Consider the following 15922-nt stretch of genomic DNA (forward strand, 5'->3'; position numbering starts at 1 on the left):
ACCTGCGGCGTCACATACGCCACCAAACGCCTGTCCCCCGGCCGATCCTCACGGACCAGCACCACAACCCGCCCCACCCCCACATGCGCCACCAGCGCCGCCTCGACCTCACCCAACTCGATACGGAAACCCCGCACCTTCACCTGGTCATCGACACGGCCCGCGAACACCAACTGCCCGTAACGGTTCCACCGGACCAGGTCACCGGTGCGGTACATCCGCTCCCCAGGCGCCCCGAACGGACAGGCCACGAAGCGCTCGGCCGTCATGCCCGGCCAGTTCAGGTAACCCCGCGCCAGACCCTCGCCCGCCACGTAGAGCTCGCCCGTCACGCCCACCGGCACCGGACGCAGGCCTTCGTCGAGCACGAAGACGCGCTTGTTCACCAACGGCCGCCCCACCGGAACGACGCCGCACTCCACGTCGCGCCGCGTGGCCAGGTGGGTCGTGGAGAGCCCCATGTTCTCAACAGGGCCGTACCCGTTGAGAACCTGCAGTCCCGCGTTCTCCCGCAGTGCCGCGGCCACATGGGCCACGGACGCGGCTTCGCCGGCCGTCATGATGTAACTGAGCTTGTGAAGGACTTCCGGTTGGTGTTCGACCAGAAGGTTGAAGAAGCTGGCCGACACCTGCACGGCAGTCACGCCGTGTCTGTCGACCGCGTCGACGATGCCGGGAACGTCCAGCTTCGGTTGTGGGTAGAGGACGACCGTGGCACCGGCGAGCAGTGGCGCGAGCAGCTCCACGGCGAAGCCGTCCCAGGACACCGGTGAGGTCTGCAGCCACACCTGATCCGGCCGGAAGTCCACATAGTCCTGACCGATGAACGTGCCCACCAGGGCCCGGTGGGGCGTGAGCACTCCCTTGGGCCGGCCGGTCGAGCCCGACGTGAACATCACACACGCCGCGGACTCCGGGCCCCCGGTCGTCACCGGATCGCAGTCCGCCCGCTGCCCGATCCGCTCCGACTCGGAGTCCACCCGGACAAAGCTCACTGCCGGCCAGGCAGCCTGTGCGGCCAGTGCCGAGTCGGCGATCACCACACGGGCACCGGCGTTCTCGGCGACCGAAAGCAACCGGTCGACAGGGAACCCGGTGTCCAGCATCGTGTATGCGGCGCCGGCCTTGAGCACGGCCAGCACCGCGACCACCATCTCCACGCCACGGTTCAGGTGGATGCCCACCACCTCGTCCGGGCCCACTCCGTGGTCGATGAGGTGGTGTGCCAGACGGTTGGCGCGTGTGTTGAGTTCTCCGTAGGAGATCTCCATGTCCTCGAAGACCACGGCGGTGGCCGTGGGAGCACGGCGAACCCGGGCCTCGAACAGTTCGTGGACGCGCTGTCGCGGTACCTGGACCGCGGTGCCGTTCCACTCGACGAGGGTCGTGTGGCGTTCCGTGTCGGACAGCAGGTCGAATCCGGTGATCCGGGACCGTGGTTCGGCCGCCACCAGCTGCAGGACACGCGCCAGATGGTCCCCAAAGGAGTCCGCGGTGGTCTGGTCGAAGACGTCGGTGGCGTACTCGATCTGACCGGTGAGCCCCGCGGGCGCGCCAGTGGTGTCGAACACCTCGCTGAAACTGACCACGAGGTCGAACTTCGCGACCTCTGTGCGGATCTGTTCCCGGGACACGGCCAGATCGGCGGACTGCGGCCAGGCGATCGAGTCGGACTGCAGCACCAGCATCACCTGGAACAGCGGCTGCCGGGCTGCCGACCGGTCCGGAGCCAGATCCTCCACCAACAGGTCGAACGGGACGTCCTCGTTGCGGTACGCGCCGAGATTCGTCTCACGGACCCTGCGCAGCAACTCCTCGAAGGAGGGGTCTCCCGACAGGTCGGTCCGCAACACCAACGTGTTCACGAAGAATCCGACCAGGTCTTCCAGCGCCTCATCGGTACGCCCCGCCACCGCGGTGCCGACCACGACGTCGTCCCCCGCGCCGTGCCGCTGCAGCCAGACCGCCAGCGCGGCCTGCAGCACCATGAACAAGCTGGCGCCCTGCGCTTGCCCCAGGCGCGTCAACGCCCTGTGCAGCTCGGCGTCGAGAGCGAAATGGGCCAGCCCGCCGTGGTGCGTCGGTTCAGCCGGGTACGGCCTGTCGACCGGCAACGTCAACTCCGGTGGCGCTCCCGCCAGCGTGTCGCGCCAGTACGCCAGCTGTTCCGGCCCGACCTGCGCCACCAACTCCTCGTGCCACGCCGTGTAATCGCTGTACTGCACCGGCAACGGCACCCACTCCGGGGCGTTTCCCCTGCACCGCGCCTGGTACGCCTGCCCCAAGTCCCGCGTCAACGGCGCAAGCGACCAGCCATCACAAGCGATGTGATGCATGACCAGCACCAGTACGTGCACCTGGGGCGCCAGCCGGAACAGCCACGCCCGCACCGGGATGTCGCGCTCCAGATCGAAGGGACGCGCCGCCACCTCGCTCATCACCCGCGCCAGCTCTTCGGCGGTCACATCGCTCAGCCGCAACTCGACCCGCGCCTGATCCGGCCGCAGCACTTCCTGTCGCGGCACCCCGTCCCGCTCCGGGAAAACGCACCGCAAGGCCTCGTGCCGCTCCACCACGTCGTTCAGCGCCGCCTGCAGGGCCGGCACGTCCAGGCCCCCGACAAAGCGCAGCCCGAACGGCACGTTGTATGTCGCCCCGGGCCCTTCCAACTGGCCGAGAAACCAAAGCCGCCGCTGAGCGAATGACAACGGGAACACAACAAACCCCCAGATATTCGGCCCAGCCGCGGCCGCGCCGACCCGGCCACGCCCGGCGTGCTGTCCACACCGTTGCGCCAGTGTCGATCTCGAGTAAAGTCGGACAAATTTGCAATGCGTGACGGCTACGCCTCGGGAATCCCTGTCACCCCGGAGGCGTGCATCGGCTGCACGAGGCTGTCCGCAACTCCTCCGGCGCGTGAAAACCCCGTCAGCCGCACCGCGTCATGATGGGAAGGCGCACATTCCAGCGCTACCGTTTCGCAGGATGCCAATCATCGACGGCTCTGTCCAGGCATAAAATGATGCGCCTGTCGAACGCGGCGGAAGAATGCCGTAAAGCGCGCGAACGTTCCCCGGTCGCCCATCCGGCTCAAGCCGTCGTCGACGGACTCCGTGAATGGCCCGGTATCGCGGTATCGCGTGGGCGAGATGCCGCGCGTGAGCGCTGTGCATACACAGCGAAATCGCCGACCGCAAGCTGCAGCCGGCCCGTAACACCCCCCGTTCCCTGCGGAACATTAATCACAAGCAAGTGAAATCTTTTTACGCCGAGCTCGATGGCGAGCACAAGCAAGTCTCACGTGACTTGGGTCACTCCGGCCTCCAGGGGGGTCCAGTCCACAGGCGCATCGCCTTTGATATCGTCCGGCACCATGAAACGTGTGGTCTACCCAGGGTCATTCGATCCAGTCACAAATGGACATCTCGACATAATCGGGCGGGCAGCTGCCACATACGACCATGTCGTGGTGAGCGTGCTGGTCAACATCAACAAGAAGTGCCGGTTCACGTCGGAAGAACGCTTGGACATGCTCCGCGAAGTGACCGCGGACCTGGACAATGTGAGTGTGGACTCATTTTCTGGACTTCTCGTGGATTACTGTGAGAGAGAGAAGTTCGCCCTGGTCGTCAGGGGGCTGCGCACAATTAACGACTTCCAAAGTGAGTTGCAGATGGCGCAGATGAACTATAGTCTCGCCGCGGTGGACACTGCATTTTTCATGATGAATCAGAAATACAGCGTCTCATCCACCCTGGTCAGGGAAATCCTTGAACTGGGTGGGGATGTGTCCAGCCTGATCCCGCCGAAGCTGCTGGAAAGGATGCAGCACAGCGGGTGAATGCGTGGCATGACGCTTCTCTAGGGGGACGAAACACCGTAATGCGCAATCTGATCTCTCTGTCCGATCTCGCCCCGGACGACCTGGCGCGCATCGTCGGACGCGCTGTGCAATTCGGTCGCGACGGTGTCGCAGAGCCGACGCTCACCGGGCGCAGGGTCGGCATCTATTTCAGCAAGTCGTCGACCCGCACCCGGACGTCCTTCTGGTCGGGGGCGACCCGCCTCGGCGCGGACACCATCACCTACGGCCCGGACGACCTTCAACTGGTCACCGGAGAGACCCCCGAGGACACGGCGCGGGTGCTCGGTCAGTACCTTGACGCCCTGGTCGTCCGAACCAACGGCCCGCTCGACGAGATGCGCAGACTCGGTTCGAGCAACCGCCTCGCCGTCGTCAACGCGCTCAGCATCGAAGAGCACCCCACGCAGGCCATCGCCGATCTCGCCACGCTCACCGAGGAATTCGGTGACCTGGAGGGACGCCATGTCCTGTGCGTCGGCGAGGGCAACAGCTCCGGCTCGGCCCTGGCACTCGCCGCCGCTCTCACGCCGGGATTGCGACTCACCTTGCTGTGCCCTCCCGGATACGAGGTTCCGGACGAGGTCTTCGCCACCGTCGACCGGCTCGGCAAGGGGTCCGCCAAGGTCGAACAGATCACCGAGCCGGCAGACGTGAAGGGGCCGGTCGACGCCGTCTACACCAGCCGCTGGCAAACCATGGGGGTGGCCAAGAAGGACCCGAATTGGCTCGCCGCATTCGACGGCTTCCGCATCGACGGCGAATTCCTGGACCGGGTCGGTGCGCGGCACACCGTTTTCCTGCACGACCTTCCCGCCGTGCGCGGTCAGGAGGTCACCGACGAGGTCCTCGACGGCGCCCAGAGCCGGGCGTGGCGCCAGGCACATCACAAGATGACCGCGGCCATGGCCGTACTGGAATGGTGCATGACGAGCGACGTTCGCTGAACCCGTTCGAATGATCGCCCAGGAGTGATCCAGGGGGCCGGTGCCGGTGAGGTCGACCCGTGCAGCCGATGGGCGTCGTGAACGGCCCGGCGGGAGTGTTCTCCGGGACCGAGATCGTCGACATGGCGTTGAGGAACTCGGCCGCCGGCCGGCTTCCCGCAATCGCGGCCATCGAGATCGAGGTAGGAATGGACCGCCATGCCTGTTGAAAAAGCACGGCCGACTCGACTGAGCGGGCGCGTGAGTTCGGGGCCGAGTCATCTGCTGCGCGCAGAGGTGCTGGACCCGCAGTTCGACGCAGAGGTGAACACTCTGCTGCCGCACTACGTGGCGATTGAGAAAGCCCTGGTCGCGGAGTATGTCCGCATGGGACTTCTCGCCGAGGGAAGTGCCCACGAGATCAACGCCCTCCTGGACTCGGTCGATCGGGACTCGATGATCGAGCGGAGCGCGACGGCCATGAGTGACATGGCCTTCACCCTGGAACAGCACGTCGAGGCCGGTCTCGGCGAACCGGTTGCGGCCTGGCACGTCGACCGCAGCCGCAACGACTACCAGGCGTGCGCCCAGCTGCTCTTCGGACGTTCCCGCTTGCTCGACGCCGCTGCCACGCTGTTGGAGTTCGGCCGTGCGGCGCACCGGCTCGCCGGACGTCATACCGAACACCCGATGCCCGGCTACACGCATCTACAAGCAGCACAAATCATCTCGCCGGGCTTCTACCTGGCCGCTCTGTCCGAACAGGCGCAGCACTCAGCACGCCGGCTCCTGTCCACCTACGACAGCATCGACGCCTGCCCTCTGGGGGCGGGAGCGATGTCGGGTCAGACCCTGCCGTGGGATCGACGGCGCCTTGCGCGCCTGCTGGGATTCCAACGGATACAGCCGCTCGCGCTGACCTCTGTCGCACATCGGGGCTGGACCGTCGAGATCACCGCCGAATTCGAGATCGTCGGCGTGCAGTTGAGCCGGTTCGTCACCGACCTGATGACCTGGGGCAGCAGTGCCTATGGGTTCCTGGATCTGCCGGACGAGCTGTCCGGGATTTCCTCCGCCATGCCGCAGAAGAAGAACTTCCCCATCCTGGAACGCATTCGCGGACGCCTGGCACATCTGTCCTCGACGCACCTCGACACGGTGCTCGGACAGCGCAACACCGCATTCTCCAACTCCGTCGAAGTCTCCAAAGAGGCCGGCACGGAAATGCCGAAAGCGTTCGATACGTTCGAAAGCGCGCTGCGGCTTTTCACGGTGGTGCTGGACAACGCCCGATTCGACGTCGACCGGATGGCCCGCGCATGCGAGAAGGAGTTTTTGGGCGGCTTCGCACTGGCGAATCGCCTGACCCTCCACGAAGGCGTGCCCTGGCGGCTCGCACAGGTGATCGCGGGACGGTACATCGTGATGGCCATGGATGCCGGCCTCAAGCCGGTACAGATAAACCCTGATCTGCTGATCCAAGCCGCAGCGGAAAACGGTTGCCAGCTCCAGGATCCGCGCGCACTGCTGCACGACGTTTTCGACGTCGCGGGCGCTCTGTGGTCGATGAATTCTTCGGGATCGACCCATCCCGAGGCGGTCGGTGAAGTGCTCGCGGATCAGGAGCGAGAATTCGAGCGACTTGCGCGGGAGTGGAATCGTCGGAGATCCCAGAGCCAAGAGGGAGGCAACGGAGTTGTCCAGTTCGGACACGAGAGGGGTTGAGTGGCCCGCCGATGCGGCCCAGGGTACGGGCAGATCGTTCGGCACATTTGGAGAGCTGCTCCAGGGAACTGTCCCCTCTGGTCAGCATTTCATGGTGACCTGCCCTTTGGCGGCGTGGAGCACGGCGACCTTCCGGCACGTGCCCGGCACCACCCATGTCGATGTGCACCCCGCGCACAAATGGAAGGCCGCCCGCATCGCGAGGTCGGCCCTGCGCGCCGCGGGCGTGCTCGACGGCGGCCACTTGACCGTCCACAGTGAATTGCCGGAGGGAAAGGGACTGGCCAGCTCGTCGGCGGATCTGGTCGCCACCGCCCGCGCCGTCGCGGCCGCGTTCGGAACCCATTTCCACGCCGAGGACATCGAATCCCTGATGCGGGAGATCGAACCGTCCGACGGCGTCATGTATGACGAGATCGTCAGCTTCGACCACCGCAATGTGCGTATGCGGGAGAGGCTGGGCGCCTTGCCCTCAATGATCATTGTGGCGCACGACGAAGGCGGCCAGATCGATACGGTGCACTACAACGAGGCGGCGGGGGCCCACACCGACGAGGAACGCCACGAGTACGCCCGCCTGCTGATGACGCTCGGCGGCGCGGTACGTGACGGTGACCTGGCGGAGGTCGGGCGGGTCGCCACCCGCAGCGCCGAGCTCAACGCCCGCCGCAATCCACGCCGTTACCTGGGTGAGCTGCGGCGACTCACCAAAGAAATCGGCGCCCTGGGCGTCGTGTGCGCACACAGCGGAACGGTGCTCGGCATCCTCATCGACCACGCCGACCCCGATGCCGCAGCCAAGACCGAAGCGGCTCTGGCCGGCTGCGCGGCCCTGCCGGGCAGAACCGCCGTCCACCGATCACTCGGGCATGAGGACGACGACTGGAGTCGCCTGGGCGCTCTCCACCTCACCCATCACCAGAGGATGTGACGATGCTCTTCCAGTCCGCTCGCGACATGATCGGGCACACCCCGCTAGTGCGCCTCGCGCTCGACGTACCCGACGGCACCGAGGTGTACGCGAAGCTGGAACTCGCCAACCCGTTCGCCATGAAGGACCGGGTGGCCAAGAGCATGGTGGAGGAGGCTCTCCGCACCGGGGCGCTCCAGCCCGGGGCTCCCATCGTGGAGAGCTCGTCCGGGACTTTGGCCCTCGGCGTGGCCCTGGTGGGGCGAACCCTGGGACACCCGGTCCACATCGTGACCGATCCCAGGATCGATCCCATCACCCTGGCGAAACTGCGCGCCTTGGACGCACACGTCCATATGGTGGCGTCGATGACGGGCCAGGGCTGGCAGTCCGCCAGACTGGAACGTCTCTCCGAGTTGCTACGGGACCTGCCCGGGGCCTTCTGGCCGCGTCAGTACACCAACCCGGACAACCCGCGCGCCTACCGGGCACTCGTGCGGGAATTGATCGATGACCTCGCAACCGTCGACGTCCTGGTGGGTGCGGTCGGTTCGGGCGGCTCCCTGTGCGGTTCGACCCGGGAGTTGCGCAAGACCTTCCCGAGCCTGCGATCCGTCGGCGTCGACTGCGTCGGGAGCGCGCTGTTCGAGCAGCCGGACTTTCCCCGCCGGCTGCAGAGCGGCCTGGGCAACAGCCTGTCCCCGAACAATCTGGACCGCGACGTCATCGACGAGGTGCACTGGCTCAATGATCACGAGGCATTTGCCGCGACCAGGGCTCTGGTGCGGGAACAGGGCATCTTCGCGGGCAACACGTCCGGCTCGGTGTACCGCGTCCTGACCGAGATCGCCACGCGCGCGACGCCGGGCAGCCGCATCGTCGGCATCTTCCCCGACCGGGGCGATCGCTACGTCGACACCGTCTACAGCGACGAGTACTGGGCCGAACAGCGCGTGCGTGACCTCCCTCTGGCCACCGAGCCCGGACTCGTCGCATACGGCACCGCGGTGACCCAATGGTCGCGTGCGGCTCTTCCGCGGGCCGACAAGGGCGGCAAGTACCTGATCTTCGTCGAGTCCAACACGAGCGGCACGGGAATGGACGCGCTGCGCACCGCGCGCGAACTGGGGCTGCGTCCGGTGCTGATCACCGGTAGGCCCGAGCGGTATGCCGGACTCGACGAGACCGGCAGCGAGATCGTCGTCTGCGACACGAACTCGCCCGCGGAGCTGCGCACCGTGATCCAGGAGCGCTTCCCCCGCCAGAGCATCGCCGGGCTCACCACCACCAGCGACTTCTACGTACCCGTCACCGCGGAGCTGACCGAGTGGCTCGACCTGCCCGGCAACTCGGCCGACGCGGTCGCCGCCTGCCGGAACAAGGACGTGACCCGCGGTGTCCTTTGGGCTGCGGGAATCGGTCAGCCCGACTACGCCGTGGTCACTGACGTCGACGAGGTCGCCAAGGCCGTCGCCGAAACGGGCCTGCCCTGTGTGGTCAAGCCGTCCGACGACTCGGGCTCGAACAACGTCAAGCTGTGCGCCGACGTCGACGAGGCCAGGGAAATGGTCTCGCGCATCCTCGCGGTGCGCACGAACGTCCGCGGCCAGGCGGCCGCGCGGACCGTGCTGGTGGAGGAGTTCGTCCAGGGCGACGAGTACAGCGTGGAGACGTTCACCCACGACGGCGTGACCACGTGCATCGGTGTGACCGCCAAGTCCGTGACGGCCGGGCCCCACTTCGTCGAGACCGGGCACGTCTTCCCCGCTCCGCTGCCCACCGGCGCCGCGGCCGAGTTGGCCGAGACCGTGATCGCCGCACTCGATGCGGTGGGGTGGCGCTCGGGCCCCGCCCACACCGAAGTCAAGCTCACCGCGAGCGGTCCACGCATCCTGGAGATCAACCCGCGACTGGCAGGTGGCATGATCCCCGAGCTGATCCGGCAGGCGATCGGTGCCGATCTGCTGGAGCAGCAACTCCGCGCCGCGACGGGCCTGCCGGTGGACCTCACGGCCACGCGCGAGGGTTACGCCGCGATCCGGTTCCTGTTGTCGGACCGTGCGGGCGTGCTGAGCGGCGTGGAGGGCGTCGAGGAGGCGTCGGCCACACCCGGTGTCACCAAAGTTGCCGTGTCGGCGCGCTCTGGAACCGCGGTGGAACCGGCCGAGAATGCCTACGGGCGCATCGGCCACCTCATCGCCGCGGGCGATACCGCCGCCATGGTCACACGGACGCTCGATGCAGCGCATGACCGCATGCGCATATGTGTCGACACCAAGCCGCCCCACGACGGGAGTTGCGGTGATCGACCTGCGCGGTGACATCCTTGCTCCGCCCGCGGAGGGGTCGTAGCAGGGCAGTGAGCGAGACGCCGTGGCGCGCACCCGCGTGACACCCCGACAGTCGCGAGCCGGGCGCCCAGCCCGGCGACAGCCGCTGTGCAGATCGTCACCGGCACGGCTGTCCCGAGGGACGGTCGTGCCGGTCCGCTGCTGGTGCCGACCGTCGGCACGGCCTCCGACTCGTCCTTCGATCGCCGGGTCAGTGAACCGGCTGGGCCGAGGGCACGTTCTCCACCGCACGAACGGATCGCGAACCGACCATCGCGGCCGTCGCGATCACGTGGATCGCCGCGCAGCCGAGCAGGGTCGCGGTGATCCCTGCGATCTGCGACAGCGGGCCGACCACGAGCTGGGCCAGTGGAACCGCGGCGATCGATCCGAGCATGTCGTAGGAGTAGACCCGCGCCAGCCGGTCCTCCGGGACGTGGTGCTGCAATGACGTCTCCCACGCCACGCCGAACTGCTCAAGACACAGCCCCGCCACGAAAGCGGTGATCATGAGCAGCCACGGCTCCGGGTACACGGCGAGAGCCAACGGCAGGCCCGCGAACGCCGCCACGCACGCCACGCCGAGCAGCAGCAGCCTGCGCACCTTGATTCGCAACGCGACGAAGGCACCGGCGACCATGCCCACGGTCTGAGCGGCCAGCACGAAGCCCCACGCCTCACGTCCGATCACGGTGTCCGCCATGACCGGGCCGAGGACCATCGTGCCGCCCGCATGTGCCGCGTTGACGAAGACGAAAGCCACGACCACGCCCCAGATCCAGGTCCGCGAGACGAACTCCGTCCAGCCGACCCGCAGTTCGGACAGCACTCCCGGCCTGCGCCCGGCGGCGACCCCGGCCGCCGGTACACGTACGAACGAGAAGCACAGGCCCGCCAGGACGAACGACAGCGCGTCCGCCGCCAGGCCCCAGCCGGGGCCGGTGAACGCGATCAGCATGCCGCCCAGCGAGGCGCCCGCGATCATCGACGAGTTCTGCCCGAGGCGCAGCAACGCGTTGGCGCGCTGACGCTGTTCGGCGGGCACCGTCTGCGGCGCGAGCGCCGAGGAGGCGGGGAACGAGAAGGCGCTCGACATGCCGTTCACGGCCGCAAGCACCACGAACGCCGGCACGGACACCGTCCCGGTCAGCACCAGGACGGCCAGAAGCCCCTGGCTGCCCGCCGACACCGCGGACGACCCCACGAGCACGAGCTGGCGGGGCAGCCGGTCCGCGACGACACCGCCCCACAGCAGGAACACCAAGTTCGCAAGCGAGCGCGCCGCCACCACGACACCGAGCGTCGTGACCGATTCCGTCACGTCCCGCACAGCGAATACGAGGGCGATCTGCGCCATCGCGTTGCCGGCTATGGACGTCACGCGGGCACTGAGCAGCCAACGAAAATTCGGATACGCCAACGGCGCGAGTGATCCCCCCATGAGCGGCACCGTACCAAGTGGGCAACTCCTCAAATCCTCGGGGGTTTGATCACCCCGGGGCTCGCATGTGACCGTCATCAGGGGTTCGTCGTCGCTCACGTGGCGCGATCTGCCGCCGGAGTCGTTGGGCGCGCACTCTGCCCCGCTCGCTCCGTTTTGGTACCGTTCATAGGACACGAAAATCGATCGGATGTTCGTTTACTGGGATCTCCGAGACGTCCGTTGTCGGTCTAGACGCTCACGTCCTCCGACGTGCGGCGCGCCACACAATCGGACCGGGTGAAAGCTCATGGCAGGAACCGATCAGGACAAGGCGCTGGACACCGCGCTCGCACAGATCGAGCAGAAATTCGGCAGGGGCGCGGTGATGCGCCTGGGCGAGCGGCCGAACGAGCCCATCGAGGTCATCCCCACCGGGTCGACCGCGCTGGACGTCGCGCTCGGCGTCGGCGGCCTGCCGCGCGGCCGCGTGGTGGAGGTGTACGGCCCGGAGTCGTCCGGCAAGACGACCCTGACCCTGCACGCCGTGGCCAACGCGCAGAAGGCCGGCGGAGCCGTCGCGTTCGTCGACGCCGAGCACGCCCTCGACCCCGAGTACGCCAAGAAGCTCGGCGTCGACATCGACAACCTCATCCTGTCCCAGCCCGACAACGGCGAGCAGGCCCTGGAAATCGTCGACATCCTGATCCGCTCCGGCGCGATCGACCTGATCGTGATCGACTCCGTTGCCGCCCTCGTGCCGCGCGCCGAAATCGAGGGCGAGATGGGTGACTCCCACATGGGTCTGCAGGCCCGGCTCATGAGCCAGGCCCTGCGGAAGATCACCAGCGCGCTCAGTCGGACGAGTACGACGGCGATCTTCATCAACCAGCTGCGCGAGAAGATCGGCGTGATGTTCGGCTCCCCCGAGACCACCACCGGTGGCCGGGCCCTGAAGTTCTACGCCTCCGTACGCCTCGACATCCGCCGCATCGAAACGCTGAAGGACGGCACCGACGCGGTCGGCAACCGCACCCGCGTCAAGGTCGTCAAGAACAAGGTCGCCCCGCCCTTCAAGCAGGCCGAGTTCGACATCCTCTACGGCCAGGGCATCAGCCGCGAAGGCGGCCTGATCGACATGGGCGTCGAGCACGGCTTCGTCCGCAAGGCCGGCGCCTGGTACACCTACGAAGGCGACCAGCTCGGCCAGGGCAAGGAGAACGCCCGCAACTTCCTCAAGGACAACCCCGACCTCGCCAACGAGATCGAGCGGAAGATCCTCGCGAAGCTCGGAATCGGGGCACCGGCGAAGGCCGCCGTCATCGAGGACCCGGGCGCCGTCCCGGTCCCCGATGCCACCCGGGCCTCGGCGGGAAACCCGGCCTGACGGGAACGGGTTGAGGCCCGGCCGGATCGGTCCTGCAACAGGCACGGCATCACGGCGTGCTCCTCGGACCGGTTACGCCCGCGCGCCCGCCCCTTGCCCGAGTGCGCTCGGGGGGCGGCTCGTCGAGGCCTGTGTTGCGCGGCTGATGCGGGAGCGTGAACTGCGTGAACAGACTGTTGCCTGCTGCGGCGGAAGGTCCCGGACCGTGGAGGTGGCGGCTAACGTCTGCGTCGGAGCAGTTCCGAGGAGCAACCGCCAACCGGAACACGGGCCCAGCCGCGTCGTCGGCAGCCGACGAGCCGGTTGAACCCGCCGCGTCGGCCGTCCCGTAGTGCCGCGGCGCCCGGCACCCCCGTGGCGTCCGCCGGTCCCGCACCGCACATCACCTTGTCCGCGGCCCTCCGCTGCCGCCGTCCCCCTCCTCGAAGGACCCCCGATGCCGTTCACCCTGCCCGCGGGCGGGCGCTTCGCCGCGCTCGCCTTCTCCCTCGCCGTGGCGTTGAGCGCCGCCGGTCTCGGCGGATCGCCCGCGGCTGCGGCGGATCCTGCCGCACAGTTCGGTCCGCAGCCGCCGCAGAATCCGGCCACCGCCGCCAGTGGCGCCGCGACCATGCACGGCGACAGCGCCTCCAGCGGGACCACGCCCTACCAGGGGCCCGGGACAGCCCCCGTCAACTACTCCCGCACGGCGCTGGCTTCGGCCTGCCCGACCGTGGTCGTGGGCAGCGACGGCTACGTGATCAGCCTGTGCACCACCATCTTCGGACAGACCCCGACCGTGCACCTGCTCGACCCCGCCACCGGAGCCGACCTCGCCTCGCTCGCCCTGCCCAAGGGCAGCCTCTTCGGCGGCGTCTACGCCTACCTCGACCACAACAACCGACTGGTCGCCGTCGACGGGAACAACAACCTCCTCCGCATCGGCCACCTCCGCACCGCGAACGGATGGGCCCTGCGCGTCGAGCAGTCCACACCCCTGGGTTCCGCCGTACCCGCAGGCGACAACATTGTCGGCCTGACGCCCGACTGGGACGGCAGGGTCTGGTTCGCCACCAGCGGCGGGGTGATCGGGACCGTCGACACCTCCACCGGTGCGGTCCACGGCATCAGCACCGGCGAGGGCGTCCAGAACAGCATCTCCACCGTCCCCGGCCACACCGCCGTCGCCACCGACCACGCCCTCTACCTCCTGTCGGCCGCCCCCGACGGCACGCCCACCATCAACTGGCGCGCCCCCTACGACCGCGGCCCCGCACGGAAACCCGGTCAGCTCAGCTGGGGCACCGGCACCACCCCGAGCTTCTTCGGGCCCGGCAACGGCACCGAGTACGTCACCATCGTCGACAACGCCGACCCGCACGGAAACCTGCTCGTCTACCGGGCCGACGGCGGCCCGGACCCGATCTGCCGGATACCCGTGCTCACCCAGAACACCCGGAGCGGCACCGAGGACGCCGTCATCGCCTCCGGCCGCAGCGTCTTCGTCACCAACACCTACGGCTACCCGTACCCCGCCCTGCCCGAAGGCGCGCCGGCAAGCCGGCCCTCCTCCGCCGACTTCGACGGCGGCCTCACCCGCATCGACGTCAACGCCCAGGGAGCGGGCTGCGCGGTGGTGTGGAACAGCCCGGTGAGATCGGCCGGGTTGCCCCGGCTGTCGCTGGCCGACGGAAAGATCTACACGGTGTCGGTGACCGGACCGACCGGCAGCGCCGGACTGAACACCTTCGCCCAGTACCACCACACCGTCATCGACCCGGCCACCGGCGCCCAACTCGGCAGCACCTACCTGGGCATCGGGCTCGTCTACAACCCGCTCCAGATGCGGGGCACGACCGCCCCGGACGGCACGCTCTACCAAGGCACCGAGACCGGAGTGGTCCGCATCTCCAAGCGCTGACAAGAAGCACCCGGCGCGGAACGGGCCGGCCTATCCCCCGTCGCTCTCCCGGTCGGCGGCTTCGTTGGCGCGGTCGATCTCGGGCATGTGCTCCTCCGCCCAGCCGCGCAGCCCCGCGAGTGCGGTTTCCAGCGACAGCCCGAGTCCGGTGAGCCGGTAGAAGACCCGCGGCGGCACGGTCGGTTCGACCCGGCGGGACACCAGCCCGTCGCGGGTCAGGTTTCGCAGCGTCACGGACAGCATCTTCTGCGAGACGCCGGGCATCCGGCGCTTCAGCTCCGCGAAGCGCACCTCGTCCGGCGCGGCATCGGCGAGCGTCTTGACGGCCATGGACGTCCACTTCGTACCGATGCGGTCCAGCAACTGCCGCGTAGGGCACTGGGGATCGAACAGATCGCCGCGCACTCCACGACCGGCGGCCCGGGCTCCTCGGGTGGTCACCTGTGGCTCACCACCTTCCCCGAAAGTGCCGTCTAGGAAGCGGCCGGACGGTTACCTATCGTTCTGTGGTCACCAATGGTAACCACCCGGGAGCCCATCATGTCCGCCACCGCCCCGCGCCAACTCCGCCGCATCACCACGAACGGCGTCCAGCTCAACGTCGCCATCGCCGGGGAGGGACCTGCGGTACTCCTCCTGCACGGCTTCCCGCACACCTGGCGACTCTGGAGCGGCATCATGGACCGACTGGCCGGGCAGTACCGGGTCATCGCCCCGGACCTGCGGGGTCTCGGTGCCAGTACGCGAGCCGTCGAGGGGTACGACGCGAGCACCCTCGCCGCCGACGCCGAAGGCCTGCTCGACGCGCTCGGCGAACCCTCCGCCGCGCTGGTCGCCATCGACGCGGGCGCCGCCCCCGCCGTCCTCCTCGCGCTGCGCCGCCCCGGGCTCGTCCGGCGCCTGGTCGTGATGGAAGCGCTGCTCGGCCGCCTGCCCGGAGCAGAACACATGGTCGCGGGCGGCGCCCCGTGGTGGTTCGGATTCCACGCGGTCCCCGGCCTCGCCGAGACGGTCCTGGCCGGCAACGAGGCCCCCTACATCGACTTCTTCCTCGACGCGGGGACGCTCGGGCGCGGCGTACCCGACGACATCCGTGCGGCCTTCCTCCACGCGTACACCGGGAGCGAGGCCCTGCGCTGCGCGTTCTCCCACTACCGGGCCCTGCCCAGCAGCGCGCAGCAGATCCAGGACGCCGTCGCGACGGCTCGACTGACCGTGCCCACCATGGCCGTCGGCTCCCATCCCGTCGGTACCGGGCTCGAACGCCAACTCCGTCCCATCGCGGACGACCTGGTCGGACACCACCTCCAGGACTGCGGCCACATCATCCCCCTCGACCGCCCCGACGCTTTGGTCGCGCTGCTTGCTCCCTTCCTCGCCGCCGACCTGACGAAGTGAGCCGACGCGGAGCCGAAGGTTCACGACCGGTGGCTCCGACGTCCGGTTCAGCGGCTCGGGGAGG

12 protein-coding genes are annotated in these 15922 nt (G+C 68.1%); 9 read left to right on the forward strand and 3 right to left on the reverse strand.

The genetic code is table 11. From position 1 onward, the window contains the following. The coding region (locus tag IE267_RS22750) for a non-ribosomal peptide synthetase (protein WP_229861377.1) at positions 1–2717 on the reverse strand (2717 nt) is incomplete at its 3' end. Positions 2718–3373: 656 nt separating this feature from the next. Here IE267_RS22750 and coaD point away from each other — a divergent pair. The 6 genes from coaD (at position 3374) to IE267_RS22780 (ending at position 9744) form a co-directional block, all read left to right on the forward strand. Next, positions 3374–3841 carry a pantetheine-phosphate adenylyltransferase gene (gene coaD, locus IE267_RS22755; protein WP_167159887.1) on the forward strand — a complete coding sequence of 156 codons (468 nt, stop codon included), beginning with the start codon at positions 3374–3376 and terminating at the stop codon, positions 3839–3841. Between the two features lie 41 nt (positions 3842–3882). Then, positions 3883–4809, forward strand: a complete 927-nt coding sequence (locus IE267_RS22760; RefSeq protein WP_189764492.1) for an ornithine carbamoyltransferase — start codon at positions 3883–3885, stop codon at positions 4807–4809. 59 nt (positions 4810–4868) lie between these two features. Continuing rightward, positions 4869–5018 carry a hypothetical protein gene (locus IE267_RS22765; protein WP_189764493.1) on the forward strand — a complete coding sequence of 50 codons (150 nt, stop codon included), beginning with the start codon at positions 4869–4871 and terminating at the stop codon, positions 5016–5018. After that, positions 5008–6513 carry an argininosuccinate lyase gene (locus tag IE267_RS22770; RefSeq protein WP_189764494.1) on the forward strand — a complete coding sequence of 502 codons (1506 nt, stop codon included), beginning with the start codon at positions 5008–5010 and terminating at the stop codon, positions 6511–6513. Before IE267_RS22765 ends, IE267_RS22770 begins: the two co-directional genes overlap by 11 nt. Positions 6514–6652: 139 nt before the next feature. Then, a complete protein-coding gene (locus IE267_RS22775) occupies positions 6653–7444 on the forward strand; it encodes a GHMP family kinase ATP-binding protein (protein WP_229861378.1) in 792 nt (263 codons plus the stop codon). A 2-nt stretch (positions 7445–7446) separates the two neighbouring features. After that, entirely contained in the window at positions 7447–9744 is a 2298-nt protein-coding gene (locus IE267_RS22780) for a pyridoxal-phosphate dependent enzyme (RefSeq protein ID WP_167159882.1), read from the forward strand. A gap of 220 nt (positions 9745–9964) precedes the next feature. Here IE267_RS22780 and IE267_RS22785 read toward each other — a convergent pair whose 3' ends face one another. Then, positions 9965–11194: an MFS transporter gene (locus tag IE267_RS22785; protein ID WP_167159879.1), complete on the reverse strand. Its 1230-nt coding sequence runs from the start codon at positions 11192–11194 to the stop codon at positions 9965–9967. 289 nt (positions 11195–11483) lie between these two features. Between IE267_RS22785 and recA the strand changes: the two genes are divergently transcribed. Both recA and IE267_RS22795 read left to right on the forward strand, forming a co-directional pair. Further along, positions 11484–12560 (forward strand): recombinase RecA, encoded by a 1077-nt coding sequence (gene recA, locus IE267_RS22790; RefSeq protein WP_189764495.1) that lies wholly within the window; start codon positions 11484–11486, stop codon positions 12558–12560. A gap of 436 nt (positions 12561–12996) precedes the next feature. Next, positions 12997–14460 carry an NHL repeat-containing protein gene (locus IE267_RS22795; protein WP_189764496.1) on the forward strand — a complete coding sequence of 488 codons (1464 nt, stop codon included), beginning with the start codon at positions 12997–12999 and terminating at the stop codon, positions 14458–14460. 30 nt (positions 14461–14490) lie between these two features. Here the strand turns inward: IE267_RS22795 and IE267_RS22800 are convergent, their stop codons facing one another. Beyond that, on the reverse strand, positions 14491–14901 hold the full coding sequence (locus IE267_RS22800; RefSeq protein ID WP_189764497.1) for a winged helix-turn-helix transcriptional regulator: 411 nt from the start codon (positions 14899–14901) through the stop codon (positions 14491–14493). A 99-nt stretch (positions 14902–15000) separates the two neighbouring features. Between IE267_RS22800 and IE267_RS22805 the strand changes: the two genes are divergently transcribed. After that, positions 15001–15858: an alpha/beta fold hydrolase gene (locus IE267_RS22805; protein WP_229861380.1), complete on the forward strand. Its 858-nt coding sequence runs from the start codon at positions 15001–15003 to the stop codon at positions 15856–15858. Positions 15859–15922 lie beyond the last annotated feature (64 nt).

It is taken from the genome of Streptomyces xanthochromogenes (genome assembly GCF_014650455.1).
GTDB classification, from domain to species: Bacteria; Actinomycetota; Actinomycetes; order Streptomycetales; family Streptomycetaceae; genus Streptomyces; species Streptomyces xanthochromogenes.